This window comes from Pseudomonas sp. MWU16-30317 (assembly GCF_020515695.1).
GTDB lineage: Bacteria > Pseudomonadota > Gammaproteobacteria > Pseudomonadales > Pseudomonadaceae > Aquipseudomonas.
The window spans coordinates 736,473-759,856 of record NZ_JAIWJA010000001.1 but is presented as its reverse complement, the minus strand read 5'-3'; the positions used below and the strand labels follow the sequence as shown (position 1 = coordinate 759,856).

The following is a 23,384-nucleotide window of genomic DNA, read 5'->3' as shown; positions in this document are numbered from 1 at the left end:
CGTATTCCCACTACAAAAACAAACCTGGGAAGCACCGTGCAAAGACCCCTGATTTCGGCGGAACACGTCCTACAGCATTTCCTCGGCATTTCCCGCGCTCTGGCCGGGCAGCTAGACCTGCAATCGATGGTCAACGCGGTGTCCGACGAGATTCGCTTCATTCTCCCCCACGACCATATCGACGTGAGCCTGCTGCTCGACGGCGAAAACCATTTGCATGCCTATGAAACCGGGGTGCAAACCGCCTGGAGCCACTTCGTCGATCATCCCCTGCCGATTGTCGAGAGTCCGATTCGCGCACTGCTGCTGGGCCAGGTAGCGTTCATTCTCAGTGACGACGCGATGCTCGATTCACGTTTTCACTTCCCTGGAGCGTTCGCCCAGCCGATCTTCGATGCGCAACTGCGCAGCCGCCTGCACGTGCCGTTGCGTGCCCGTGGCGAGATCATCGGCGCGTTGAGCTGCTCCACTCACAGCGCCAATTTCTATACCCAGGCCGATGTCGACCACACCCAGCACGTCGCTGACCTACTGGCGTCCTACCTGTATGCGCTGCGCCAGGCGGACCAGGCCAAACACCTGGAAATCGCCCAGGCGCAGACCCGTGCCCGCGAGGAAGGTTTGCGCCTGGGCGCGTTGCGTTTGACCGAAGAACTCGAAAGCGAACGCCAGCGCATCGGCATGGACCTGCACGATCAAACGCTGGCCGACATGACCCGCCTGCACCGGCGCATTGCGCGCTTGCAGTTGCAGGCGCCGGTCTCGGCCGACGCCTTGCAGCCGGTCAGTACCGCGTTGCAGGAGAGCATGCAGGAGCTGCGGCGCATCATCGACGCCGTCAAACCCACCGTGCTGCACCTGTTCGGCTTTGCCGAAGGGCTCGAAGACCTGCTGCTGCGCAGCGTGCGCAACAGCGGCCTGAACATCGATACCCACCTGTTCGATCACAGCGACGGCGTGGCCGGGCAGCTCAGTGAAGCGCAACAGATCGCGCTGTTCCGTATCGTCCAGGAAGCCGTCAACAACGCCATCAAGCACGCCTCCCCCGCGTCCATCACCGTACAGATCAGCCGCGTCGCCGAACACCTGCAGTTGACCATCGTCGATGACGGCCAAGGCCTGGATGGCAACAACCGCATGGACACCGGCGGCATCAAGAACATGCAGACCCGCGCGCAATTGCTGGGCGCGCAGGTACAGATCGACAAGGGCCCAGGCAACCGGGGGACCCAGGTGTGCGTGAGCCTGCCGCTGCCTGTCAGCCAATTGATGGAGCATGCCTGATGGACATTTTGCTGGTAGAAGACGATCCGGTGCACCGGGCGTTTCTCAAGGAAATCATCGAAGGGGCGATGCCGGAGTGCTCCCACCTGTGGGAAGCCGAAGATGGCCGTGTCGGCGAGCGCCTGGCCCATGAGCATCAGGTGGCCGCAGTGGTCATGGACCTGCAGATGCCCCGGCATACCGGCGTCGAGGCCGCCAAGACCATCTGGCGTGAGCGGCCGGACACTTCGATCCTGTTTTGGTCCAACTACGCTGATGAGGCCTACGTGCGGGGCATCTCGCGCATCGTGCCGGAGGGCGCCGCGTACGGCTATATCCTCAAGACCGCCTCCGAGGAACGCCTGCGCCTGGCCTTGCGCAGCCTGTTCATCGAACAGCAATGCGTGATCGATCGGGAGATACGCGGCGTGCAGCAAAAGGCCCAGGATCATCTCCAGGGCCTGAACGATTCGGAATATGAGGTGTTGCAGGATATCGCCCTGGGCCTGACCGACCGAGCCATCGCCGGCCGCCGCAACCTGTCGCTGCGCAGTGTGCAGAATCGCCTGCAGCAGCTGTACGAAAAGCTCGGGGTGTATCAGCCCGACATCAGGGGGGAACGTAGCGCAGCATTCAATCTGCGCTCGCGAGCCGTGAATGTGGCGATGCTGCGCAAGGTGCTCAACCGCACCGCCATGGAACAGGCCGAGGCCGAGTTGCAGGAGTGGTTGCGCGATCCGCGCAACCTCTGAAGCCCTGCACCTGGCGCCGGTTCAGTTACGTACCCGGCCCACCCATTCCAGCGCCGTGCGCCAGAAGCACACCAGCAGAAAGTACGCCGACATCAGCGACCAGACCACCAGGATCAGTGTGCCGTTATTGGGCTGGTTGACCACCATCGACAGGCTGCACAGCAGCCAGATGGCGGTCACCGCGATGTTGATCGGCATGAATTTGCGCACGCGAAACGGGTGCAGAAACTTCATCCGGGTCAGGGTCAGCAGGCCCAGGCCGATGATGGTCACCACATTGACCCACGCTGACGAGTCGAGGATGTACATGCACAGCGCGACGACGTTCCAGGCCGCGGGGAAGCCGACGAAGTAGTTGTCCTTGCTCTTCATGTTGACGTTGCAAAAGCAGAACAGCGACGACACCAGGATGATCGACACGCACAGCAGCAAGGTGTATTGCGGCAGCGGGATATAGAAGTAGATGAACAGCGCAGGGATGAACACGTAGGTCAGGTAGTCGATGACCAGGTCCAGTGTCGAGCCGTCGAAATGCGCGAGCACCGTCTGCACATTGACCTTGCGCGCCAGCGCGCCATCCAGGCCGTCGACCACCAGCGCCACGCCCAGCCAGAGCAGGCAGGTCTTGGGGTGACCTTCGAATAGCGCGATGGTCGCCATAAAGGCCAGCACCACCCCGGTGGCGGTAAAACCGTGGGCACCCCAGGCCTTGAGTCTGGCGGTGGATCTGAGTGTTATCACAAAAGGCTCTCCAAGAATAAACGGGCCGTGCCAGGCGCTTAATCATCAGCACCGCAGCTATCGACCGAACCGAACGGCAGAAGGTTCAGGGACCCACCCCGCTCAATTGCCGTAAGTGTAAGTGCAACAGTCGCTTGGCGCCGGACGTTTGCTCACAAAAGCTCGCCGGGCGCTACCGCTTGTCAGTTCAGAAACGCCAGGCTGTCGCCAACCTGTGCGACCTCGTACCAGGCCATGACCTGTTCCGTACCCACTTCGCCCTCTGCCGGCGTACCTGGCCAGAAATCCTCGGCCGCCACCGGTTGGTAGGCACCCTGCTTGACCTCGAAGATAACACCACTGACATCCAGCGACAGCACGGCGTGCCAGGTATTGGCCGGGGTTTCCAGCACAGCGCTGTCTTCCCCGAGGATGGTGCGGGCGGTCACTTGCCCTTGGTCATCGAAATTCAGCACCACGAAACGCCCGTTCAATGGCGTGAGCAGCTCGAAGGTGTGCGGGTGACGGTGCACGCGCACATAAGTGCCGGGCTCCATGGCAATCGCCAGGCGCTGGACCGGGTCCTGCAGCTCGGGATGCAGATTGCGGTTGGCGCGCAGGCGCGGGGCTTGGGCGGCCTGTGCTGCGAGGTCGACCAGCTCGACGCGGGTAATCTGCTTCATCGGAGATAACACCATAGGGGAAATACCCCGCATTATGCCCAATGAACACGTAGCCGTCATTGCCACTGGCTCGCGATCCCCTGCGGCGAGGAGGCGTCTGGCGGCGATTCGGTCTGTCAGGTGAGTGCGGTGCATGCGGCGTTTGTCGCGAGCAGGCCCCCTCGCTACGAAGAGGTGCTCGGTCGCTGCGTAAGGGTGACCAGCGCACACCCGGCCATCAGTACGAAGGTCGCGAGGAATACCCAGCGCATTCCCAGATGGCCGCCGACGAAACCACCGGCCACAGGCCCCAGGACCTGGCCGATGTACTGACTGGAAGTGGAGTAGCCCAGCATGCGTCCGGCGATACCCTGCGGCACGTTATGGCGAATGATGCTGGCGATGCACGGCAGCAGCCCGCCCAGTGCCAGGCCCATCAGGAACCGCAGCACTACCAGTTGCCACGGGTGGGTGACCAGTGCCTGGGGAATCAACAGCGCTGCCGCTGCCGCCAGGCACAGCGTCACGATCCGCCAGTGCCCTACGCGATCGGCCACCTTGCCCAGGCGCGACGCCGATAAGATGCTGCCCAGCGCCGTGGCCGACATCACCAGCCCGGCCATGAGGGTCAGATGATCGGCGTGCAACTCCATCAGGTAGACAGTGATGATCGGCTCGATCGACATGGTCGAGAACATCAGCACCCCGGCGATCACGAACATCGTCACCACCGGCCTGGGGTTGTTCAACTGCCGCCACACCGAAACCTTGTCGGCCTGCTGCTGGCCGGCGGTGCGTGGCGGCCGGGGCACTTCCTTGAGCAGCAACAAGGTGGCCAGGAAGGTGATGAAGATCACCCCGCCCGCCAGGAAAAAGGTATTACGAATGCCCATCAAGGGCGGCAGCAGCCCGCCAATCAGCGGGCCGGCCAGGCTGCCCGCCATGATCCCTGACGACAACACCCCCAGCGCCCACCCGGAACGGCCCTTGGGCGTTTGCGTGGCGACCAGGATGGTGGCCCCCGAGGCGTATCCCCCGAGCAGGCCGGCCAGTAAACGCAACAGCACCAGCTGCCAGATGTTCTCTGCCAGGCCGATCAGCGACATGGCGATGGCCATGCCCAGGCTTGCACGAATCAGCATCAGCTTGCGCCCATAGCGATCGCCCAGGCGGCCCCAGAGCGGCGCGGTCAATGCCGCCGACAGGAAGGTGGCACCGAAGGCGATACCCGACCACTGCACCACGGCGGCAGGATCAGTCACGCCCAGGTGCTCGACATACAGCGGCAGGAATGGCAGCAGCAGGGTCATCGCGACGATGGTGGTGAACGCACCGAACACGCAGACAGTGAGATTGCGCTGCCAATGGCGCTCGGCGGGGTTGTCGGCTTCAGTGCTCATGACCTGCTCCTTGACGGGAATGGCGCTACGCTACCGGGCCCTGTACGATAAATAAAATTCATGTTTTTTATATCGTGCATTCCGTTTAGGAATGTGATCGACCTTGCGAGGTGCCCGCTACCCACCAAGACGCTGGCAAACACGCCTGATGTTCGCCCCTTTCGCCGCCGGATGCGCAAGCCAGCGCTCACAGGTGGCACCGTCATTTGACTCACCGCCCTGCTTTGCCCAAGCTAGCGGGCTTCAATTCATCAGCCAAGGTTGCTTCGCGTGCCTGATCTCCGTTTTTCGTGGCGCGCTTTGCGTCTGTGCTCCCTGCCCTTGCTCCTGCTGCTGGCCAGCTGCGAAAAAAATCCTGCGCCCACCGCGCCAACACCCAAACCACCGACCTATGTCAGCGTCGACTGGTCCGCACTGCCCGCCGTCAGCGACGCTGACCTGCTGGCCGGCTTTTCGGCCTGGTCCTCGGCCTGCACGCGCCTGGCCAAGGACCCGGTCTGGGGTGCTACGTGCAGCGCCGCCAGCCAGGTACAGGCCAACGCGCCGGCGGTGCGCGCCTTCCTGCAGCAGAACCTGCAAGCCTACAGCCTGCGCTCGGGCGGCAATGACAAGGGCCTGATCACCGGTTACTACGAACCCGTGTACCCCGGCAGCCTGCAACGCACCGAGCGCGATACAGTGCCCGTATATGGTGTGCCCGACGACCTGATCATCGTCAACCTGGACAGCATCTACCCCGAGCTCAAGGGCAAGCGCTTGCGCGGGCGCCTTGAAGGTCGGGTACTCAAGCCCTATGACGATGCCGCGACCATTCAGGGCAAGGGCGCCAATGCGCCGGTGCTGGCCTGGCTGAGCAATCAGATCGACCTGCAGTTCCTGCAGATTCAAGGCTCGGGCAGGATTCGCCTCGACAACGGCCGTCAGGTACGCATCGCCTATGCCGACCAGAATGGCTACCCGTACAAGCCGGTCGGCCGCTGGCTGGTGGAGCAAGGGCAGCTGAAAAAAGAAGAAGTGAGCATGGGCAAGATCCGCGACTGGGCACTGGCCAACCCGCAGCGCCTGCCGGAAATGCTCGCGAGCAACCCCAGTTATGTGTTCTTCACTACTCGCCCGGACAGCAACGAAGGTCCGCGTGGCTCGTTGAACGTGCCGCTGACCACCGGCTACAGCGTAGCCATCGACCGTAAAGTGATTCCCTTGGGCAGCTTGCTGTGGCTTAACACTACCCGCCCGGACGGTACGGCGGTGGTCCGGCCGGTAGCCGCGCAGGATACCGGTGGCGCCATTGCCGGCGAAGTGCGTGCGGATCTGTTCTGGGGCACCGGCGACCAGGCCGGCGAACTGGCGGGCAACATGAAGCAGCAGGGGCAGATCTGGCTGCTGTGGCCCAAGGGCATGGCGTTACCGCCAGTGCAGCCTTGAATACCCTGCAGCGAGGGGGCTTGCCCCTGATTCGGTACGTCAGGCGCATAACGGGGTCAGGCCAACGGGGGTAAGCCCCTCGCTGCAGAAACCGGTAACCGTCAGCGCACTGCGGGGATCCGCACCTCACCACTGCGACACTGGCTGCGCACGCCGTTGTCGCACGCCTTGAACGTCAAGTCCTTGGTCAGGCACACCCACACCTCGGCCAGTTCCGGGCCATTGCAACGCACCGCAATGGCGTTGCTCGGCAGCCCGGGGTTGGCGCGCTGAAACAGATCGACGATCGCCTTGGGTTCCAGGCTCCGGTAGGTCGTCGACGGTTGCAGCGCGGGCGGGATCTTGACCACTGCCAACGCCTTGTCAGCCTGACTGAAATAGCCAGCGCCGCCCAGGCCTGTGCAGGTGCCGTGTTTCTTCCACTCGTGGCTCAGCAATTGGCCGCTGACGTACAAGTTGCTTCCCTGGGCCCGCTCCGCTGCGGTCAGCGGCGCTGCCCCTTTACAGAATTGCGGCCAGCCGCCGCGATCATACTGCGGCCACAGCCCGTGCAAGACGAATCCGTAGCCCTTGCCCGTGCATTGCTCGTTATCGGCATGGGTCAGACAAAAGGTCGGCGACCAACTCAGGGCCAACAGGTAGTAGTCAAACACCCCCGCGACCGAATCATCAGAGCGCCGGTCATTGCGGGCTTGCGCCAAAGGGGCGGTGGCCAGTACGACCGCGAGCAGCAGCCAAGGCATCAGTTTGTTGTTCAAGCGGCATCATCCATAGGGGCAAGAGGCGTGCACTTTAGAACAAGCCCATCTGCCCGCCAATCAAAGTAGCGAAGTCATCACCCACAAACGGCAGGATGGCATCGGCCACCGGCTGCAATTGTTTGCTCAGGTAATGCTCGTAATCGATCGCCGAGGCTCGGGTCTCCAATGGCTCGGGGCCGGCCACGGTGATCACGTAACTGATCCAGCCGCCGCGTTGGTACTGCAACGGGCGGCCGTGCAGCGCATTGTATTGATCGGCGAGCCGCGCAGCGCGCACCGGCGGGGGGACATTGACCTGATACTGGTCAAGCGGGCGGCGGACGCGTTTGCGGTAGATCAATAATTCGTCGAACTCGCCGTCCTGGGTGCGCTGCACGTAATCGCGCACGAACTGGCGGTATTCCTGGCGTAAAAAGATCCGCTCATACAGCGCCTGCTGGAATTCCCGGGCCAGGGGCGACCAGTCGCTGCGTACTGTCTCGAGGCCTTTGTAGACCATCCGCGTGCTGCCATCGGCCTGCGTGACCATACCGGCGTAACGTTTCTTGCTGCCCTCTTCGGCGCCGCGGATGGTCGGCATCAGGAAGCGCTGGTAATGGGTTTCGAACTGCAGTTCAAGCGCACTGTCCAGGCCGTAATCAGCCTGCAGATGCTCACGCCACCACTGATTGACCTGGGTCACCAGCCCCTGCCCGATCGCTGATGCCTGGGCTTCGTCGTGAGCGCCCTTGAGCCACACGAACGTAGAGTCGGTATCGCCATAGATCACACTGTAGCCCTGGGCCTCGATCAGTTGCCGGGTGCGCTGCATGATCTCGTGGCCGCGCAGGGTAATGGACGATGCCAGGCGCGTATCGAAGAAGCGGCAGCCGCTGGAGCCCAACACGCCGTAAAAGGAATTCATGATGATCTTCAACGCTTGAGACAACGGCGCGTTGCCCTCGCGCTTGGCGACCTCGCGGCCCCGCCAGACACTTTCGATGATCGCCGGCAGGCAATGGCGCTCACGGGAGAATTTCGCGCCGCGAAAGCCGGGCACCGGATGCTCTTCAGGCGCTTGGCGCAAACCTTCGATCAGGCCGACCGGATCGATCAAAAAGGTGCGAATGATCGAGGGATAAAGGCTTTTGTAATCCAGCACCAGCACCGATTCATAAAGCCCTGGCCGCGACTCCATGACGAACCCGCCTGGGCTGGCCTGGGCGGGTATATCCCCCAGGTTGGGCGCAACGAACCCCTGGCGATGCATCAAGGGGATGTACAGGTGGCCAAAAGCCGCCACCGAGCCGCCGCTACGGTCTGCGGGCAAGCCGGTGACCGTGGCGCGCTCGAGCAGGAAGGTCAGCAGCTCGGTCTTGGCGAATATCCGCGTCACCAGCTCGCAGTCCTTGAGGTTGTAGCGGGCCAGCGCCGGTTTGTCTTCGGCGAACATGCGGTTGATCGAGGCCATGCGCTGGTACGGATTGTCGATGTCTTTGCCTTCGCCGAGCAGGGTCTGAGCGACGTTCTCGAGGCTGAACGAGCTGAAACTCCAGAATGCCGAGCGCAAACCCTCGATGCCGTCGATGATCAAGCGCCCGGCCGCTGAGGCGAAGTAATGCTGCTGACTGCCGTGCTCGCGCCACTGCATCTCTTCGCCGCCGCGCCCCAGACGCAGCGGTACCGCCAGTTGCCGAGCATGCTGATGCAGCACGCGCAGGTCGAACTGCACCAGGTTCCAGCCGATGATCGCATCGGGGTCGTGGCGCGCCATCCAGGCGTTAAGGGCTTCGAGCAGTTGCACGCGGGTGGCACAGTATTGGAGGTCGAAATCCACCCGCGTGGCATCACCGTTAGCTGGCCCAAGCATATACACCTGGCGTTGGCCGCAGCCCTCCAGACCAATACAGTACAGCTCGCCCTGCTCGGTGGTTTCGATATCCAGCGACACCAGGCGCAGCTTGGGACGGTAATCGGCACTGGGTTTGAGCTGGGCGTTGGTCAACACCCCTTGAGCATCCGGCTGGCCGCTGAAGCTGACCGGTGCGGTGATGAAGCGCTCCATCAAGAAGCGCTCGGGCGGGCGGATGTCGGCCTCATAGACATCGACCGAATGGCGCCGCAGCAGGGTTTCCAACGCCATCAGCTGTCGATGCTGCTGGCAATACAGGCCGAGCACTGGACGATGCTGAAAGTCGCGCAGCTGCAGCGGGCGAATGTCGGCGCCCGCCTCGTCGCTCAGCAATGCTTGCACCTGGTCGCGCTGGGCCTCAGGGAAGAATGCCACCGAGGGTTGCGGCGCCAGACGCACGTGCCGCGGGCCCTGGTCAGTCGCCAGCCAGAACTCGACCCACGTGCCCTGAGGGCTGTCGTGCCAATGCCGGGTGAGGATGAAACCTTGCCCTGTTTGCGTTACCCCGGTTACCTCAGCCACGCCTTAACCCCTGGCCGACACCAGCCGATCGTCGTAGGCGATTTCCAGCAGGGTCTGGCGCAAGGCGCAGGCCTTGGTCTCGCCGAATACTTCCAGAAAATGCGCTTGGGCGCGCTGCCACAGCCCCTGGGCGAGCTCGAAGGTAGCCTGTCCTTCGGCGCTCAGGGTGATCAACCGCCGACGGCGGTCTTCGATGCACTGCTGCTGTCCGATCAGGCCATCGCGCTCCAGTGGCTTGAGGTTGTGTCCCAGCGCCGAACGGTCCAGCACCAGCGCATCGGCAAGTTCCTGCAGCGTCGGGGGGCACTGCGCCCGTGCGGCCAGTTCGGCGAGGATCGCATATTGGGTCGAGCGCAGGCCCGAAGGCGCCAATGCGTCGTCGTAGAACTGGGTGATGCGCCGGGAGGCCTTGCGCATGGCCGTTGCACAACACAGGCCGGCTTGATCGTTGGGCATGATGCGGGGGGTGTCCGAGGGGCGAAACGGTGAACATAGGGCATATGCCCCGTTCAGGCAACTGCCGCTGGTAGGGAGGCTCGGATAACGTGGCAATTTGCCCGGTATGGCGGTCCAGAGGATCGCTTTCGCACGCAAGCCTTGCCAATACAGCTCGCGATCGAATCGCCGAACACTTGTGGGAGCAAAGCTTGCTCGCGATGAGGCCGGCACAGCGTGCCTACACCCAGGACTCTGCCGCAGGGCTCGCCTCAAGAAGCGAGCGCGACGTCAGTTATTGTGCGTCTTGCTGCCGCCAGACGGCTGATGGTGGCGGCTGAACCATTCCTGGTTGGCCCGCAGATCGGCCCTGAGTTCGGCAATCAGGTCATTGATGGCGCGCACTGACACGAGCTTTTGCGTGGGAACTCCCACCACCAGCAAGTCGACCTGGCCCGTGTGGGGGTCGGTGACTTCGATCGTCAACGTACCGCCGGGGTTGACTGCGCAACTGCACGTCATCGGCCCGAAACTTGATTCTATGATCTGGCGCAATTCACGGATGGGTATCACCGACTGTCCTCCCCTGGTCTGCCCGGATATCACTTTGAAAATGGCTTCAAAGGATGCTTTTGAGGATGGAGCAATACCGGACCAGACGCTTCTATTACATCTGGACGGAATACATTGCGCAGGGTTCAGAATAGTCGTTCAACGGTGCTCACAGCTAGTGACAACTTGCATCGGGGCGCCGATACAGACCTTCCTCGGCGCCACTGGCACCCTCAGAGCTCGGCGCTGGCGTCCGAGTGGGAGCTCAAGCCGGCCAGGCGGGTGGCGCCGACGCCGCACTGAATCAGCATGTTGCGCTCATGGAAAGACTGGCTGGCGACACGCTGCTCAGCTTCAGGCTCGGACAGTCCATCGATGTGATTGCGGGCAATTACCTGATAACCGGTATCGCCACAAGCGATCACCGCTTGCGAGCGGCAAGCATCCCAGCTACCGAATACACCATTGCACTGGATGCTTTGCGCCGGGCTGGAGTCGGCCAGGTAGGCTTGCTGGGACGTGGCACAGCCGCTGAGGACGGTGACGGCAACCGCAGCGAAAATGAAGGTAAAACGGCGAAGAATCGATTGAGTGGCTGGCATGGTGGTAGCTCCTTGGTCTGTGGGGCCATTTTAGGGAGCTGCCTGCGGGGGCAGAAATCACTGCTGACGATAGTGAACATCGGCGCCGAGGATAATACTTCGCATGCTAACTAATCACCTGCTTGCACTCACACCTGCAGGCAGGGGCTCAGGGGCCCACCAAGGTTTCGATGATCAACCGCGCGGCCGGTTGGCAGGCGGCGTTGTCGGTAGTGCGCCGCCACGCCAGGATCAGGTCCACGCTCACCTCCTCGGCTCCCACTATCGGCTTGAGCACCACTTCGGCCGGCATGAAGCGTTCTACCGATTGCGGCACGATGCCGACGCCTAGCCCGGCGGCCACCAGCGCCAGGATCGAGTGGGTCTGCGTGACATGCTGAACATCGGCGAAGGTCACCCCGCGAACGTGCAACCAGCCATTGATCAAGTCATGCAGGTACAGCGCCTCGACCGGCGGATAGGTGATCAATGTCTCGCCGGCCAAGGCTTCGAGGGCGATTGCACCGGCCTCGGCCAAAGCATGCCCAACGGGCAATACCGCGCAGAGGCGTTCGCGGTAGACGCGCTGCGAATCGATGCCGGCCTGGATCATGGGCGGGCGCGACAGGCCGATATCGATCTGCTCATCGCGCAACGCCGCCCACTGTTGGGGGGAGGTCATTTCCCGCAGGGTCAACGACACCTCCGGCATCTGCGCCCTTAGCAGGGCCACCATGCGCGGCAAGAACACGTAGCTGGAGGCCGCCGTGAAAGCGATGGTCAAGGCGCCACTGTCGCCGCCCGCGATACGCCGGGCATCGCGTACCGCGTCCAGCGACTGCGCCATGATGCGTCGGGCCGAGCGCACGAAATGCTCACCGGCGGCCGTCAGGCGGATATGACGCGAGCTGCGGTCGAACAAGGGTGCGCCGACCTGATGCTCCAGGGCCTGGATCTGCCGCGTCAATGGTGGCTGAGTCATGTTCAGGCGCGCGGCGGCGCGACGAAAATTCATCTCGTCGACGACGGCAAGGAAGCAACGCAACTGGGCAAGGGTAATCATCGATGCACAATAGGTATCAACTGATTCATACGCAAGCGTAGACGGTATCAAGCCCCTGATTTAGCGTGAACGGCACTGCTCCCGATCACTTTCGGGCTGATCCAATAAAAACGCTGACAAGAAGAGGTGTGCATGCCTGTCGTTGCGCTCTACCGTCCCCCGCAAGCCCTGGCGAGCCTGGCCGCCACACTGTTCGGCGCCGCCGGCATGGACAGCGAAAAAGCCCATTGCGTCGCCGACCTGCTGCTGCTGACCGACATGCTCGGCCGCGAAACCCATGGCCTGGCGCAATGCGGCGCCTACCTCAAGGAGCTCCAGGGCGGTGGCATGACCGCCACCGGCGTGCCGGAAACCGTGCGCGATACCGGCGCCACCGTGGTCTGGGATGGTGATTACCTGCCCGGCCTGTGGCTGATGCAGCGCGCCCTGACCCTGGGCTTCGAGCGGGTGGCCGAGCACGGCGTGTTCACCTTCGCCATGCGTCGCAGCCACCACATCGGTTGCCTCGCGGCCTTGGCCAAACAGGCCACCGACCGCGGCTACTACGCAATGATCGCCTCCTCCGGGCCGCACACCCAGGCAGTGGCGCCCTTCGGCAGCAAGCAGGCGTTATTCAGCCCCAACCCTTTCGCCTTTGCCTTCCCGACCTCGACCGCCCCGGTGCTGGTGGATACCTGCGCCTCGCTGACGACCATCTCCATGACCCGCGAAAAAGTCGCCGCTGGCGAGCAGTTCGCGCAGCCCTGGCTACTCGACAGTCAGGGCCGGCCCACCCGCGATCCGCGGGTGGTGGAAGCGGCAAGCGAGCGCGGCAGCCTGATGCTGCTGGGCGGCAGCGAGGCGGGCCACAAAGGCTTCGGCCTGGCGCTGATGGTCGAAGCGCTGACCCAGGGCCTGGCCGGATTCGGCCGCCGCGACGCCCCCAAACGTTGGGGCGCCAACGTCTACCTGCAATTGATCGACCCCAACGCCTTCGCCGGCGCTGGCCAATCGCTCGAGCAGATGGACTATCTGGTGGAGGCCTGTCACGCCTGCGCGCCGATCGACCCACTGCAGCCGGTGCGTCTGCCGGGCGAACAGGCCACCGCCAACATCGCCCGCGCCCGCCGCGAGGGGGTGAAGGTCAACCCCGGGGTACAGGCGAGCCTGCGCGAATGGGCTGCCACCCTGGGGGTGGATGCCAGCCTGCTGGACTGACGCTTTGCCTGCAAGCACGCGGCACCCGACTCAAGCAAACCGCTCTCGATAAAAATAACTACGGAGTCCGTCATGTTGGAAACTACCCAACGCGCCAAATCGTATGCTGGCACCGCTACGCCCTATCGCACCCGCACGCGCTGGCTGATGCTGAGCATGGTGTTCATCGGCACCATCATCAACTATCTCGACCGCTCGAACATGTCCATCGTCGCCCCGCTGATCTCCAAAGAGTTCAGCGTCAGCCCGGTGGCGATGGGCTTCATGTTCTCGGCGTTCTCCTGGGCCTATGCCGCGGCAACCCTGCCCGGCGGCTACTTCCTGGACCGTTTCGGCACGCGCAAGACGTATGGCGCCTGCCTGGGCGGCTGGTCTTTGCTGACGGTGCTGCAGGGCTTTTCCGGGAGTTTCATGTCGCTGTTCGGCATGCGCCTGGGCGTGGGCGCCGCCGAAGCGCCGGCGTTTCCGGCCAACAACAAGCTGGTGACCAACTGGTTCCCGCAGAAGGAACGCGGGGTGGCCGGCAGCGTCTGCTCCATGGGCGTCTATGTGGGCACTGCGCTGCTGACCCCGCCGGTGTTCTGGATAGCGCAGACCTATGGCTGGCGCGAGGTGTTCTTCGTTTCCGGTGGCCTGGGATTGGTCTGGACCCTGGTGTGGTTCCGGGTGTATCGCGACCCTGACGAGGCAACCCAGGCCAACACCGCCGAGCTGGCGTATATCCGTGAAGGCGGCGCCATCACCACCGATACCGCCAAGGGCCAGGCATTTCGCTGGGACCAATTGCGCAAGCTGCTGACCTACCGGCAGATCTGGGGCGTGTGCATCGGCAAGCTGGCAGCCACCTGCACCCTGTACTTCTTCCTGACGTGGTTCCCGACCTATCTGATCCAGGAGCGTGGCATGACCATGCTGCACGCAGGCTTCGCCTCGATCGGCCCGTATCTGGCTGCGGCTATGGGGGTAATGTTCGGCGGCGCGTGGGGCGACTGGATGATCAAGCGCGGCATGAGCGTCAACTTCGCGCGCAAGGCGCCGATGGTCATCGGCTTGCTGCTGACCGGTACCATCGTGCTGGCCAACTTCACCAGTTCCAACATCTTGGTGGTGGGCATTCTGTCGTTCGCGTTTTTCGCCCAAGGCATGTCGTCGACCAACTGGGTGGTCGTCTCGGAGATCGCTCCGCGCAATCTGGTGGGCATGACCGGCAGCGTCATCAGTTTTGCCAGCAACCTGGCCGGGATCATCACCCCGATCACCATCGGTTTCATCGTGCAGAGCACCGGCTCGTTCCAGTGGGCTCTGGGGTTTTGCGCGATCGTGGCGATGATCGGGGTGTTTTCGTACACGGTGATCCTGGGCAAGATCGAGCGGTTGCATATTGATTGAGGCCTTCGCCAGCAGCGCTGGCCTCTTCGCGGGCAGAGCTGGCTCCCAGCCAGACATGCGTCAACCGCGGGAGCCGTGCCCGCGAAAGGGCGCTGGCAAGCACTATCAATCCGCCTGCCGCCACACCCGCACGTAATCGATATCGAAGGTGGACGGCAGATACGCGTCGTCCACCGGGCCGAACCAGGCCCACATCGCCTCACTGTCGAAAACCAGCTGCATGGGGAAGAACCAGTGGGTATTGGGTGCTTCGCGCACCTTCACACCGTCCACATACCAGACCAGTTTTTCCGCGCTCCAGTCAAAACCGTAAACGTGGTAAGCCTCGGCCAGCCGCCAAGGCGCCGTCCAGGCCTTGCCGACATCGAGGTGCTGATCACTGGTCGGGGTGCGCCATACGTGGGCATGCATGTGGTAGGCGCGGTCGAACTCAGGGTGGGTGGTGCGCCCGCCGATCTCGAAGATATCGATCTCGGTGGCGTTGTCAGGCAAGCCGGTCCAGTGCAGGAAAAATCCACTGGAGGCCCCGGAATCCATGGCCTTGGCCCGGGTCTCGTAATAGCCATAGCGGGTGCGTTCCTGGCTGCGCACCAGCGCCGTGGTGTAGGCGAAATCCGGATTGCCGTTCATGAACGGCACTTGCTGCTTGCGAAACACGATCTTCAACAGGCCATCGCTGACCGTGGCGTTCTCATGCACGAACACCGAGGGCGCCGGGCCGATGCCCTCCTCCGGCTTGCCAGGCGCGACCAGATGCCACCGGCTGGCGTCCAGGGTGTTGCCGTTGAATTCATCGCTGAACTGCGGATCGAGCGCCCAGTGACCACGATTCTGCTGATCGGACAGCGGCAAGTCGGCGCGCACATGGGCGGGGGTGTCGCCCAGCGGACCGACGCGGGTCCAGTCGTCGGCGGCCGAAGCCGTGCCGATGAGCCCGGACAGGCACGTAGCGTAAAGTAGAAGATTGTTTGCCATGCAGGCCTCGCAGACGAAAAAAAACCCGCCGAAGCGGGTTTTCCCAAGACCATTCCAACTCCTGTCGGCGGCCATCCAGGCCATGGTCGATCATCCTTGATCCAGTGGCACTACCTGCGCCGCTGTGGATAGGTCTAGATTACTGCGCCGTGCCGTGTCGGCATAGAGCCAAACGCCACCACGGCGTGTAAGCCTTTCGCTATAGGCGGCAGGATGCGCGAGGGCGTCTTTACCAACTTTTTACCTCGTTGATACTCATTCGTACTCCATGCTGGCGACACTACGGTCATAATGCGGCTCCATTCTGCAAGGTCCGGTTGCAACCCCATGCCCATGCCCGCCCCTACTGTTCGCTTCGCCTGTCCCCTTCTGCTCGGCCTTGCCCTCGCGCTGGGTGCCTGCTCCAGCCAGCCCGACAAGGATGAGCCGCCGTTCATTTCGACCCAGACCTACCTGAAATCGGCCTACACCGCACCGCAGCACTTCAAGTTCGCCAGTTTTGACACCCGTTGGGCCTGGGGTGGCCAGCAGCAGGACGGCCAACGACCGGGCGCGCAAGAACAGGGCAAACACGAAGTGGATCTTTCCCTGCTGGTGCCCGAAGGCGTCAAGAACGTCCCGGTCATCATCTACCTGCCCGGCCTTGGCGAAGGCGCCAACGGCGGCGAGCTGTGGCGCCAGACCTGGGCCGACGCCGGCTACGCAGTGCTGTCGATCCAGGCCACCCGGGACAACGCTTCGATCTACAACAGCAGCAACGCCCGTGACGGCGCTTTTCGCACCATTGCCGCCAACGCTTTTGCCGAGGCACCGGCGGCCAACCGGGTAGCAGAGGTCAACCGTATCCTCAGCGAGGCTCGACGTCGCGGCCAGGCGGGCGAGGCCGGTTTCGCCGCGCTGGATACCAGCAAAGTCGCCGTCGCCGGTTTCGATCTGGGTGCACAGACCGCCGCCGCCCTGGCCGGTGAACGTCAGCCCGGCCAGCCACGGCCCGTTGACTGGAAACCGCTCGCGACCATTTTGCTCAGCCCCTACGTGCCAGGGGGCGTCGACGATCGGCGCTACAGCCAGATCGACTCGCCGCTGCTGGCGGTGACCGGTCCTATGGATGAGGACCCCTTCAGCTGGATCGCCAGTGCTCAACAACGCTTCGCTCTGTTCCGCGGCCTGAGCCATGACGGCTACCAGCTCACACTCAACGACGCGACCCACACGGTGTTGTCCGGCACCATCGCCAAGGTCGACAAGAGCGACAAAAAGCCGCGCGGTGGTGAGGATGATCCGTCAGGCCCCAACCGCCGTCCCGGTCGCCCGGCCAACCCTGGTTTCGATGCTCGGCAGGCCGGCAGCGTGGCCGCCGTGACCATCGCCTTCCTCGATGCCCGGCTCAAGCAATCGGCCACGGCCCAGCAATGGCTGGATGACAAGGCACAGAACTGGCTGGCGCCGGTCGGTGGTCTGCAGCGCAAATGACCGCCTAAGGATACCGTGCCAGGTGGCGCGAAGTGTCGATGCCAACACATGACACTTCGTCGCGACCTGTGTGCATCTCTATCAAGGTGAAGTCCGAAGCGCGCGTTTGGCGGCGTACTGTTTGAACTGATGGCAATCGCGACAACTCCACTGTCATGGGCCTGCCCCAACAACAAAAGGAGTTGCCATGAGCACCCAAGCACTGTCCCCCGCCGCTCGCGATACGAACACCGCGCAAGACCGCATCTACGAAACCGACCTGCCCGCGCGCCTCGATCGGCTGCCTTGGACGCGCTTTCATACCTTGCTGGTGTTCGCCCTGGGCATCACCTGGTTGCTCGACGGGCTGGAGGTCACGCTGGCGGGTTCGGTGTCCGGCGCGCTGAAAAGCAGCCCCGCGCTGCACATGAGCAATGCCGACATAGGCCTGGCCGGCGCGGTCTACATCGCCGGCGCGGTACTCGGCGCGCTGTTCTTCGGCTGGCTGACCGACCGCCTGGGCCGGCGCAAACTGTTTTTCATCACCCTGTTCCTGTATGTCGGCGCCACCGCACTGACAGCGTTTTCGTGGAGCCTGTGGAGTTTTCTGCTGTTCCGCTTCCTGACCGGTGCCGGCATCGGCGGTGAATACACGGCGATCAACTCGACGATTCAGGAGTTCACCCCGGCGCGCTTTCGCGGCTGGGTCGACCTGACCATCAACGGCACCTTCTGGGTGGGTGCTGCGCTGGGGGCCTTTGGCTCGATCATCCTGCTCGATCCCGCCCATGTCGGCGGCGACCTGGGCTGGCGCCTGTGCTTCGGTATCGGCGCGGTGCTGGGCCTGGTGATCATGCTGATGCGCCTGTGGGTGCCAGAGAGCCCGCGCTGGCTGATCATCCACAATCAGCCTGAAGAGGCCACACGCATCGTCGAAAACATCGAGAAGCACTACCGCGAGCGCGGCATCGACATCCCGCCGATTACCGAAAAGCCCCTGCGCCTGCATGCCCGAGACCACACGCCGCTCAAGGAGGTGTTCACCAGCCTGTTCGTGGTCCACCGCCAGCGCGCCCTGGTGGGCCTGACGCTGCTGACCGCTCAGGCGTTTTTCTACAACGCGATTTTCTTCACCTACGCCCTGGTGCTGACCGATTTCTACAACGTGCCCTCCGAGCATATCGGCTGGTACGTGCTGCCCTTCGCGCTGGGCAACTTCTGCGGGCCGCTGCTGCTGGGCCGGCTGTTCGATGTCATCGGTCGGCGAGTAATGATCAGCAGCACCTATGCGCTGTCCGGCGTGCTGCTGGCCATCAGCGGCTACTTGTTCCAGCAGGGAATTCTCGACGTGACCCAGCAGACCATCGCCTGGATGGTGATCTTCTTTTTTGCCTCGGCAGCGGCCAGTTCGGCCTATCTGACCGTGGCCGAAACCTTCCCGCTGGAAATCCGCGCCTTGGCCATCGCCGTGTTCTACGCCTTCGGCACCGGCCTGGGCGGCATCGTCGGCCCGTCGTTGTTCGGTGCGCTGATCCAGAGTCACGACCGTACGAATGTGTTCATCGGCTATCTGATCGGCGCGGCGTTAATGATCATCGCTGGCGCAGTACAGGGCATATGGGGCGTGGCGGCCGAGGGCAAGTCGCTGGAAGAGGTCGCCAGGCCGTTGTCGCAGGTGCAGGCGGGTTGACGATTGGGCAGCGGGCGCAAGGTGCATTTCGGTAGAAATACAAAAAATCCGCGCCAAAACCTGACAAGTCCAGCCTGCGCATAAACGTGTATCTGACAACTTGCCCGGTACGCTCGGGTGCACAGTTTATCTGTGCGCCCATCGCTCAAGTCCAGCCCTGGCATGCCGATGCAGTGATAATCCTAAAATCACAGGCTGGGCACGGGCGATGTTCAACAAGCATTTGAAGCAGGAACTGGCAGCGCTGCGCGAAGAGCTGTCGTCGGTCGAGCAGGTCCGTGACAGCCTTGATAGCGAGATGTTGGCGCTGTACCTGGACCCGCAGGGCCGGATCGAGTCCGCCAATGCCAATTTCGAGAAGGAAATGCTCTACCCCACCGCCAGCCTGGTGGGCAAGCATGTCGAAGAGCTGGTGCCCGCTTACCTGAAAAACGACGACATCTACAAAAGGTTCAAAAACGCCCTGACCCGTGGCGAACACCATAGCGGCGCGGTGCGCCTGCTGCGCGGCAATGGCAAAGAAGCCTGGCTGCGCGCCGTGGTGCAGCCGATAAAGAACAGCAGCGGCGTGGTCCGCCATTACTCAATGTATTGCAACGACCTCACCCGCACCATCGAGCGCTCCCGCGAGGACGAGAGCCTGATCAAGGCACTGCTGCGCTCTACCGCAGTGATCGAGTTCAACCTCGACGGCGAGGTGATCACGGCCAACGATCGCTTTCTACAAGGCATGAGCTACTCCCTCGACCAAATCAAAGGCAAGCACCATCGGCTGTTCTGCGACCCCGAGGAATACAACTCTCAAGGCTACAAAGCATTCTGGGAAAAACTGCGCCGCGGTGAATTCGTCGCCGACCGTTTCAAGCGTATCGACCGAAATGGCCATGTGGTGTGGCTCGAAGCCTCCTACAACCCGGTGTTCGATGCCCACGACAAACTCTACAAGGTGGTCAAATTCGCCACGGTAATCACTGATCAGGTCAACCGCGACATCGCCGTGGCCGAAGCCGCCAATATCGCGTTCAGCACCTCGAAAGATACCGATGCCAATGCGCAGAACGGCGCCGCCGTGGTCAAGCAGACCGTCGCGGTCATGAGCCAGCTCGCGGCCTGCATGGATCAGGCGGTGGAAGGCATCGCGGCGCTGGACAACCAGTCCCAGTTGATCGGCACCATCATCAAGACCATCAGCAGCATTGCCGAACAGACCAACCTGCTGGCGCTCAACGCGGCCATCGAGGCGGCCCGCGCCGGGGAGCAAGGGCGTGGCTTTGCGGTAGTGGCCGATGAAGTGCGCCAGTTGGCCTCGCGCACCAGCAAGGCCACCGAAGAGATCACTGCGGTGGTCCAGCAGAATCAGGCGTTGGCGGCGACTGCCGTAGGCCTGATCGACACCGGCAAACGGCAAGCGGGCGAAGGCAAGGAATTGGCCGACCAGGCCGGTGGTGTGATCGTCGAGATTCAGGACGGCGCGCGCAAAGTGGTGGACGCGATCGGGCAGTTTGCCAATCAGCTCAGCACGCACGCCTGACAAATCCCTGTAGCGAGGGCGGCTTGCCCCCGAAAACAGACCGTCCCCTCGCTGTGAGGGGGCATCATTTTTCGGGGGCGAGCCGCCTCGCTACAGGTGGCTCACTTCTGTTGATACGGGTAGAACCGCTTCTCGCGCAGCGCGTGCTCGATCTCTTCGAGACTCTTGCCCATGGTCTCAGGCACGTAGCGGTAGATGAAAATCAGCGACAGCAGCGAGATCCCGGTGTAGAGCCACAACGTGTAGGCGACGCCCAGCCAGGTCACCAGGCTGAGCGTGGTCAAGGTCACGATCAAATCGAAGAACCAGTGGCTGAACGCCCCGACGCTTGCGCCCTTGCCGCGCACGAACAGCGGGTAGACCTCGGCGTTGATCAGCCAGATACACACGCCGAAGCCGCCGCAATTGAGCATCAGATAGGCCGCCAGGCATGCCACCACCACCCAGCGCTGAGTATCGGTGGTCGGGCCGGCGCCCATGAACAGATAACCCATCAGCGCCAAGGCGACGATGGAACCGGGGATCATCCACAGCAGATACCGGCGGCGGCCATACTTGTCCACCAGCCAACTGCCGACCACGGTCATCAGCACGATCAGCAAAGTACTGCTGCCGGTCGCCAGCACCGCCACCTGATCGGAGAACCCGGCCTGCGTGAGGATCGTCGGCGCGTAGTAGATCAGCGCGTTGTTACCGGTGATCTGCGAGAACATCGAGATACACGCCCCCACCAGCAAGGCCGGACGGATCCACGGCTTGGCCAGGTCGCGCCATTCGCCTTCGGGCTGCTTGAGGCTGATGGTCTTGATTTCCTCCAGCTCGTCGCTGGCCTGTTGATCGCTGCTGCGCACACTGCGCAGGACCGCCAGCGCTTGTGCCTCACGGGATTTGACCAGCAGCCAGCGCGGGCTCTCGGGCAGTACGGTCATGCCCAGCAGCAGAATGATCGCCGGCACCACGCCCAGGCCGAACATCCACCGCCAGTGATCGCCCAGGCCGAAACCGGTGAAGTACGCCACGGTAATGCCGAACACCACCATGAACTGGAACAGCACCACCAACTTGCCGCGATGCTCCGGCGGCGCCACCTCGGCGATGTACACCGGGATGATCTGCGTCGCACTGCCGGCGCTGAGCCCCAGCAGAAAGCGCGAGAGAATGAGGATCGGCACACTGGGTGACACCGCCGACAGCAACGAACCGATGGCGAAAACGATGCCCACCAGGATGATCGAGCGGCGCCGGCCGAAGTGGTCGGAGATCGGTCCACTGCCCAGGCAACCGAACAAGGCACCAAAGATGATCCCCCCGGTCACCAGCTGTTTGAGGGTGTCGTTCAGGGCAAACTCCCTGCCCAGGCCCAGCAGCGCGACGCCGATGATGCCGGTGTCGTAGCCGAACAGCAGACCGCCCAAGGCGGCGATGACGGCGATGCCGATCACCAGCCCAGGGCGGCGTTTTACTTCAGTTGCGACGTTGTTGTATGTCGTCATGGGGTCATCCCGTTGGCCCGATGTTATTGGACAGCCTGCGTTAGAGCCTTCGCGGACTGCTCTGAAATTTCCTGTAACAGTTGTTAGTACGCATAAGTGCCGAATAAATTCCCTGGGCGGTGCAAGCAGCAAATCGCGTTTGCCGTTGTCATACCGGCACCCCAACAGCAATCGGAGCCTTCACATGACGCAAACTGCCGCGGCCCTGCCGCAACTGCCCAAGGGCCTGGTCGACCGCGCGCGGATGATGATTCGCAGCGGTGGGCGGCGCTTGCTGGGAATTGCCGGTACCCCCGGCTCGGGCAAATCGACGGTGGCGCAGTTGCTCGCCGAGGCCCTGGGCGAACACGCCGTGGTGGTGCCCATGGACGGTTTTCACCTGGCCAATCGGGAACTCGCGCGCCTGGGGCGGGCCGAGCGCAAAGGCGCGCCGGATACCTTCGATGTGCAGGGTTATCTGGCGTTGTTGCATCGCCTCAAGGCGCAGCAGCCGGGGGAAACCGTGTATGCACCGCTGTTCGATCGGCAGATCGAGGAAAGCCTGGCGGGCGCGATCCCCGTGGCCGCCGAGGTGCCGCTGATTATCAGCGAAGGCAATTATCTGCTGCTGTCAGAAGGTGGCTGGGCGCCGGTGGCCCAATGCTTCGATGATCTGTGGTTCGTCGCGGTCAGCCCGGCGCAGCGTCGTGCGCGGTTGGTGGAGCGCCATATGCGCTTCGGCCGCAGCCGCGAAGAGGCCGAAGCCTGGGTGGACAGCACCGATGAGCCCAACGCGCAACTGGTCGATGCCGATCGCGCGCGGGCTCATGTGATGGTGCCTTGGGCGGGGTAGTACACATCAACGCTGCTGAATCTGCCTCAAACCACCCGCCCACCATCCACCGGCAGCTCGACGCCATTGAGGAACGCTGCGGCGTCGCTGGCCAGAAACAGCGCCACCGCAGCCACATCCGCAGGCGTCGACAGGCGCCCCAACGGAATGGTCGCAATGAACCGCGCACGGTTCTGCGGGGTGTCCGGCACGCCCATGAAATCCTCCAGCAACGCCGTCTCGCCCATCACCGGGCAGATATTGTTGACCCGGATCCCATCGGGCCCCAACTCCACGGCCAGGGACTTGGACAGCAGATTCACTGCGCCTTTGGAGCCGTTGTACCAGGTCAGCCCCGGCCGTGGCCGAATGCCCGCCACCGAGCCGACGTTGATGATCGAGCCGCTGCCACGCTGACGCATCAACGGCACCACCGCCTTGACCATGTGAAAGATCGATTTGACGTTGACATCGAACACCCGGTCGAAGGTCTTCTCGTCGACGTCCATCAACGGCTGGTTGCGGTGGGTGGTGCCAGCATTGTTGACGACGATATCCGGCGCCCCGAAGACGCCAACGCAGAACTCGACCGCCGCTTGAACCTGATCGCCCTGCGTCACGTCGCAGCGCACCGCGCGGGCGTTGCTACCCAGCTCGGTGGCCAGGCGCTCGGCCGCCTCGGCGTTGATGTCGGCGAGGATCACCTTGGCACCTTCGGCAATGTATAACCGAGCGATACCGGCGCCGAAACCACTCGCGGCACCGGTGACGATGGCGATCTTGTCTTGTAGTTGAGCCATGTTGTTCTCCGGAAAAAGA

At 62.9% G+C, this 23,384-nt stretch carries 21 protein-coding genes; 9 read left to right on the top strand and 12 right to left on the bottom strand.

Features of this window, described 5'->3' with window-relative positions:
- Window positions 1–36: 36 nt before the first annotated feature.
- Both LIX93_RS03305 and LIX93_RS03300 read left to right on the top strand, forming a co-directional pair.
- On the top strand, window positions 37–1,284 hold the full coding sequence (locus tag LIX93_RS03305) for a GAF domain-containing sensor histidine kinase (protein ID WP_226502580.1): 1,248 nt from the start codon (window positions 37–39) through the stop codon (window positions 1,282–1,284).
- Window positions 1,284–2,015: a response regulator transcription factor gene (locus LIX93_RS03300; RefSeq protein ID WP_226502579.1), complete on the top strand. Its 732-nt coding sequence runs from the start codon at window positions 1,284–1,286 to the stop codon at window positions 2,013–2,015. The genes LIX93_RS03305 and LIX93_RS03300 overlap by 1 nt, the downstream gene beginning before the upstream one ends.
- A 21-nt stretch (window positions 2,016–2,036) precedes the next feature.
- Here LIX93_RS03300 and pcsA read toward each other — a convergent pair whose 3' ends face one another.
- The 3 genes from pcsA to LIX93_RS03285 all read right to left on the bottom strand — a co-directional run bounded on the left by pcsA (window position 2,037) and on the right by LIX93_RS03285 (window position 4,797).
- Complete coding sequence (pcsA, locus tag LIX93_RS03295) at window positions 2,037–2,756, bottom strand: phosphatidylcholine synthase (RefSeq protein ID WP_226502578.1); 720 nt, start codon at window positions 2,754–2,756, stop codon at window positions 2,037–2,039.
- A gap of 182 nt (window positions 2,757–2,938) precedes the next feature.
- Window positions 2,939–3,418 carry a WbuC family cupin fold metalloprotein gene (locus LIX93_RS03290; RefSeq protein ID WP_226502577.1) on the bottom strand — a complete coding sequence of 160 codons (480 nt, stop codon included), beginning with the start codon at window positions 3,416–3,418 and terminating at the stop codon, window positions 2,939–2,941.
- Window positions 3,419–3,582: 164 nt separating this feature from the next.
- Window positions 3,583–4,797, bottom strand: a complete 1,215-nt coding sequence (locus LIX93_RS03285) for an MFS transporter (RefSeq protein ID WP_226502576.1) — start codon at window positions 4,795–4,797, stop codon at window positions 3,583–3,585.
- A gap of 327 nt (window positions 4,798–5,124) precedes the next feature.
- Here LIX93_RS03285 and LIX93_RS03280 point away from each other — a divergent pair, with 327 nt between their 5' ends.
- Window positions 5,125–6,222, top strand: coding sequence for an MltA domain-containing protein (locus LIX93_RS03280; protein WP_226502848.1), 1,098 nt, complete (start codon window positions 5,125–5,127; stop codon window positions 6,220–6,222).
- 101 nt (window positions 6,223–6,323) lie between these two features.
- Here the strand turns inward: LIX93_RS03280 and LIX93_RS03275 are convergent, their stop codons facing one another.
- From LIX93_RS03275 to LIX93_RS03250, 6 genes are all read right to left on the bottom strand, one after another.
- The gene (locus LIX93_RS03275) at window positions 6,324–6,965 is read right to left on the bottom strand and encodes a ribonuclease T2 (RefSeq protein ID WP_226502847.1); all 642 of its coding nucleotides are present in this window, start codon (window positions 6,963–6,965) and stop codon (window positions 6,324–6,326) included.
- A 49-nt stretch (window positions 6,966–7,014) separates the two neighbouring features.
- Entirely contained in the window at window positions 7,015–9,396 is a 2,382-nt protein-coding gene (locus tag LIX93_RS03270) for a DNA polymerase II (protein WP_226502575.1), read from the bottom strand.
- A 3-nt stretch (window positions 9,397–9,399) separates the two neighbouring features.
- Entirely contained in the window at window positions 9,400–9,852 is a 453-nt protein-coding gene (locus tag LIX93_RS03265; protein ID WP_226502574.1) for a MarR family winged helix-turn-helix transcriptional regulator, read from the bottom strand.
- A gap of 270 nt (window positions 9,853–10,122) precedes the next feature.
- Window positions 10,123–10,404: a DUF1652 domain-containing protein gene (locus LIX93_RS03260; protein ID WP_226502573.1), complete on the bottom strand. Its 282-nt coding sequence runs from the start codon at window positions 10,402–10,404 to the stop codon at window positions 10,123–10,125.
- Between the two features lie 212 nt (window positions 10,405–10,616).
- Window positions 10,617–10,985 carry a hypothetical protein gene (locus tag LIX93_RS03255; protein ID WP_226502572.1) on the bottom strand — a complete coding sequence of 123 codons (369 nt, stop codon included), beginning with the start codon at window positions 10,983–10,985 and terminating at the stop codon, window positions 10,617–10,619.
- 148 nt (window positions 10,986–11,133) lie between these two features.
- Window positions 11,134–12,027, bottom strand: a complete 894-nt coding sequence (locus tag LIX93_RS03250) for a LysR family transcriptional regulator (protein ID WP_226502571.1) — start codon at window positions 12,025–12,027, stop codon at window positions 11,134–11,136.
- A 132-nt stretch (window positions 12,028–12,159) separates the two neighbouring features.
- Between LIX93_RS03250 and LIX93_RS03245 the strand changes: the two genes are divergently transcribed.
- A complete protein-coding gene (locus LIX93_RS03245) occupies window positions 12,160–13,224 on the top strand; it encodes an Ldh family oxidoreductase (RefSeq protein ID WP_226502570.1) in 1,065 nt (354 codons plus the stop codon).
- A gap of 72 nt (window positions 13,225–13,296) precedes the next feature.
- A complete protein-coding gene (locus LIX93_RS03240) occupies window positions 13,297–14,613 on the top strand; it encodes an MFS transporter (protein ID WP_226502569.1) in 1,317 nt (438 codons plus the stop codon).
- Window positions 14,614–14,718: 105 nt separating this feature from the next.
- Here LIX93_RS03240 and LIX93_RS03235 read toward each other — a convergent pair whose 3' ends face one another.
- Window positions 14,719–15,588 carry a family 16 glycosylhydrolase gene (locus LIX93_RS03235; protein ID WP_226502568.1) on the bottom strand — a complete coding sequence of 290 codons (870 nt, stop codon included), beginning with the start codon at window positions 15,586–15,588 and terminating at the stop codon, window positions 14,719–14,721.
- Between the two features lie 327 nt (window positions 15,589–15,915).
- On the opposite strand from LIX93_RS03235, the gene LIX93_RS03230 reads away from it, so the two are divergent.
- The 3 genes from LIX93_RS03230 (at window position 15,916) to LIX93_RS03220 (ending at window position 20,261) form a co-directional block, all read left to right on the top strand.
- Window positions 15,916–17,061, top strand: coding sequence for a hypothetical protein (locus LIX93_RS03230; protein ID WP_226502567.1), 1,146 nt, complete (start codon window positions 15,916–15,918; stop codon window positions 17,059–17,061).
- A 187-nt stretch (window positions 17,062–17,248) separates the two neighbouring features.
- Window positions 17,249–18,730, top strand: a complete 1,482-nt coding sequence (locus LIX93_RS03225) for an MFS transporter (RefSeq protein WP_226502566.1) — start codon at window positions 17,249–17,251, stop codon at window positions 18,728–18,730.
- Between the two features lie 208 nt (window positions 18,731–18,938).
- Entirely contained in the window at window positions 18,939–20,261 is a 1,323-nt protein-coding gene (locus LIX93_RS03220) for a methyl-accepting chemotaxis protein (protein WP_226502565.1), read from the top strand.
- A gap of 101 nt (window positions 20,262–20,362) precedes the next feature.
- Here the strand turns inward: LIX93_RS03220 and LIX93_RS03215 are convergent, their stop codons facing one another.
- The gene (locus LIX93_RS03215; protein ID WP_226502564.1) at window positions 20,363–21,754 is read right to left on the bottom strand and encodes a sugar porter family MFS transporter; all 1,392 of its coding nucleotides are present in this window, start codon (window positions 21,752–21,754) and stop codon (window positions 20,363–20,365) included.
- A 184-nt stretch (window positions 21,755–21,938) separates the two neighbouring features.
- On the opposite strand from LIX93_RS03215, the gene LIX93_RS03210 reads away from it, so the two are divergent.
- Entirely contained in the window at window positions 21,939–22,586 is a 648-nt protein-coding gene (locus LIX93_RS03210; RefSeq protein ID WP_226502563.1) for a nucleoside/nucleotide kinase family protein, read from the top strand.
- A 26-nt stretch (window positions 22,587–22,612) separates the two neighbouring features.
- Here the strand turns inward: LIX93_RS03210 and LIX93_RS03205 are convergent, their stop codons facing one another.
- Window positions 22,613–23,365 (bottom strand): SDR family oxidoreductase, encoded by a 753-nt coding sequence (locus LIX93_RS03205; RefSeq protein ID WP_226502562.1) that lies wholly within the window; start codon window positions 23,363–23,365, stop codon window positions 22,613–22,615.
- Window positions 23,366–23,384: the final 19 nt, after the last annotated feature.

Excerpts from the sequence above, each read along its gene's own strand:
- LIX93_RS03245 (WP_226502570.1), top strand. The coding sequence starts at position 12,160 with ATGCCTGTCGTTGCGCTCTACCGTCCCCCGCAAGCCCTGGCGAGCCTG.
- LIX93_RS03240 (WP_226502569.1), top strand. The coding sequence starts at position 13,297 with ATGTTGGAAACTACCCAACGCGCCAAATCGTATGCTGGCACCGCTACG.
- LIX93_RS03255 (WP_226502572.1), bottom strand. The coding sequence starts at position 10,985 with ATGCCAGCCACTCAATCGATTCTTCGCCGTTTTACCTTCATTTTCGCT.
- LIX93_RS03220 (WP_226502565.1), top strand. The coding sequence starts at position 18,939 with ATGTTCAACAAGCATTTGAAGCAGGAACTGGCAGCGCTGCGCGAAGAG.
- LIX93_RS03205 (WP_226502562.1), bottom strand. The coding sequence starts at position 23,365 with ATGGCTCAACTACAAGACAAGATCGCCATCGTCACCGGTGCCGCGAGT.
- LIX93_RS03230 (WP_226502567.1), top strand. The coding sequence starts at position 15,916 with ATGCCCATGCCCGCCCCTACTGTTCGCTTCGCCTGTCCCCTTCTGCTC.
- LIX93_RS03235 (WP_226502568.1), bottom strand. The coding sequence starts at position 15,588 with ATGGCAAACAATCTTCTACTTTACGCTACGTGCCTGTCCGGGCTCATC.
- LIX93_RS03265 (WP_226502574.1), bottom strand. The coding sequence starts at position 9,852 with ATGCCCAACGATCAAGCCGGCCTGTGTTGTGCAACGGCCATGCGCAAG.
- LIX93_RS03215 (WP_226502564.1), bottom strand. The coding sequence starts at position 21,754 with ATGACGACATACAACAACGTCGCAACTGAAGTAAAACGCCGCCCTGGG.
- LIX93_RS03285 (WP_226502576.1), bottom strand. The coding sequence starts at position 4,797 with ATGAGCACTGAAGCCGACAACCCCGCCGAGCGCCATTGGCAGCGCAAT.
- LIX93_RS03250 (WP_226502571.1), bottom strand. The coding sequence starts at position 12,027 with ATGATTACCCTTGCCCAGTTGCGTTGCTTCCTTGCCGTCGTCGACGAG.
- LIX93_RS03300 (WP_226502579.1), top strand. The coding sequence starts at position 1,284 with ATGGACATTTTGCTGGTAGAAGACGATCCGGTGCACCGGGCGTTTCTC.
- LIX93_RS03275 (WP_226502847.1), bottom strand. The coding sequence starts at position 6,965 with ATGCCTTGGCTGCTGCTCGCGGTCGTACTGGCCACCGCCCCTTTGGCG.
- LIX93_RS03225 (WP_226502566.1), top strand. The coding sequence starts at position 17,249 with ATGAGCACCCAAGCACTGTCCCCCGCCGCTCGCGATACGAACACCGCG.
- LIX93_RS03290 (WP_226502577.1), bottom strand. The coding sequence starts at position 3,418 with ATGAAGCAGATTACCCGCGTCGAGCTGGTCGACCTCGCAGCACAGGCC.
- LIX93_RS03210 (WP_226502563.1), top strand. The coding sequence starts at position 21,939 with ATGACGCAAACTGCCGCGGCCCTGCCGCAACTGCCCAAGGGCCTGGTC.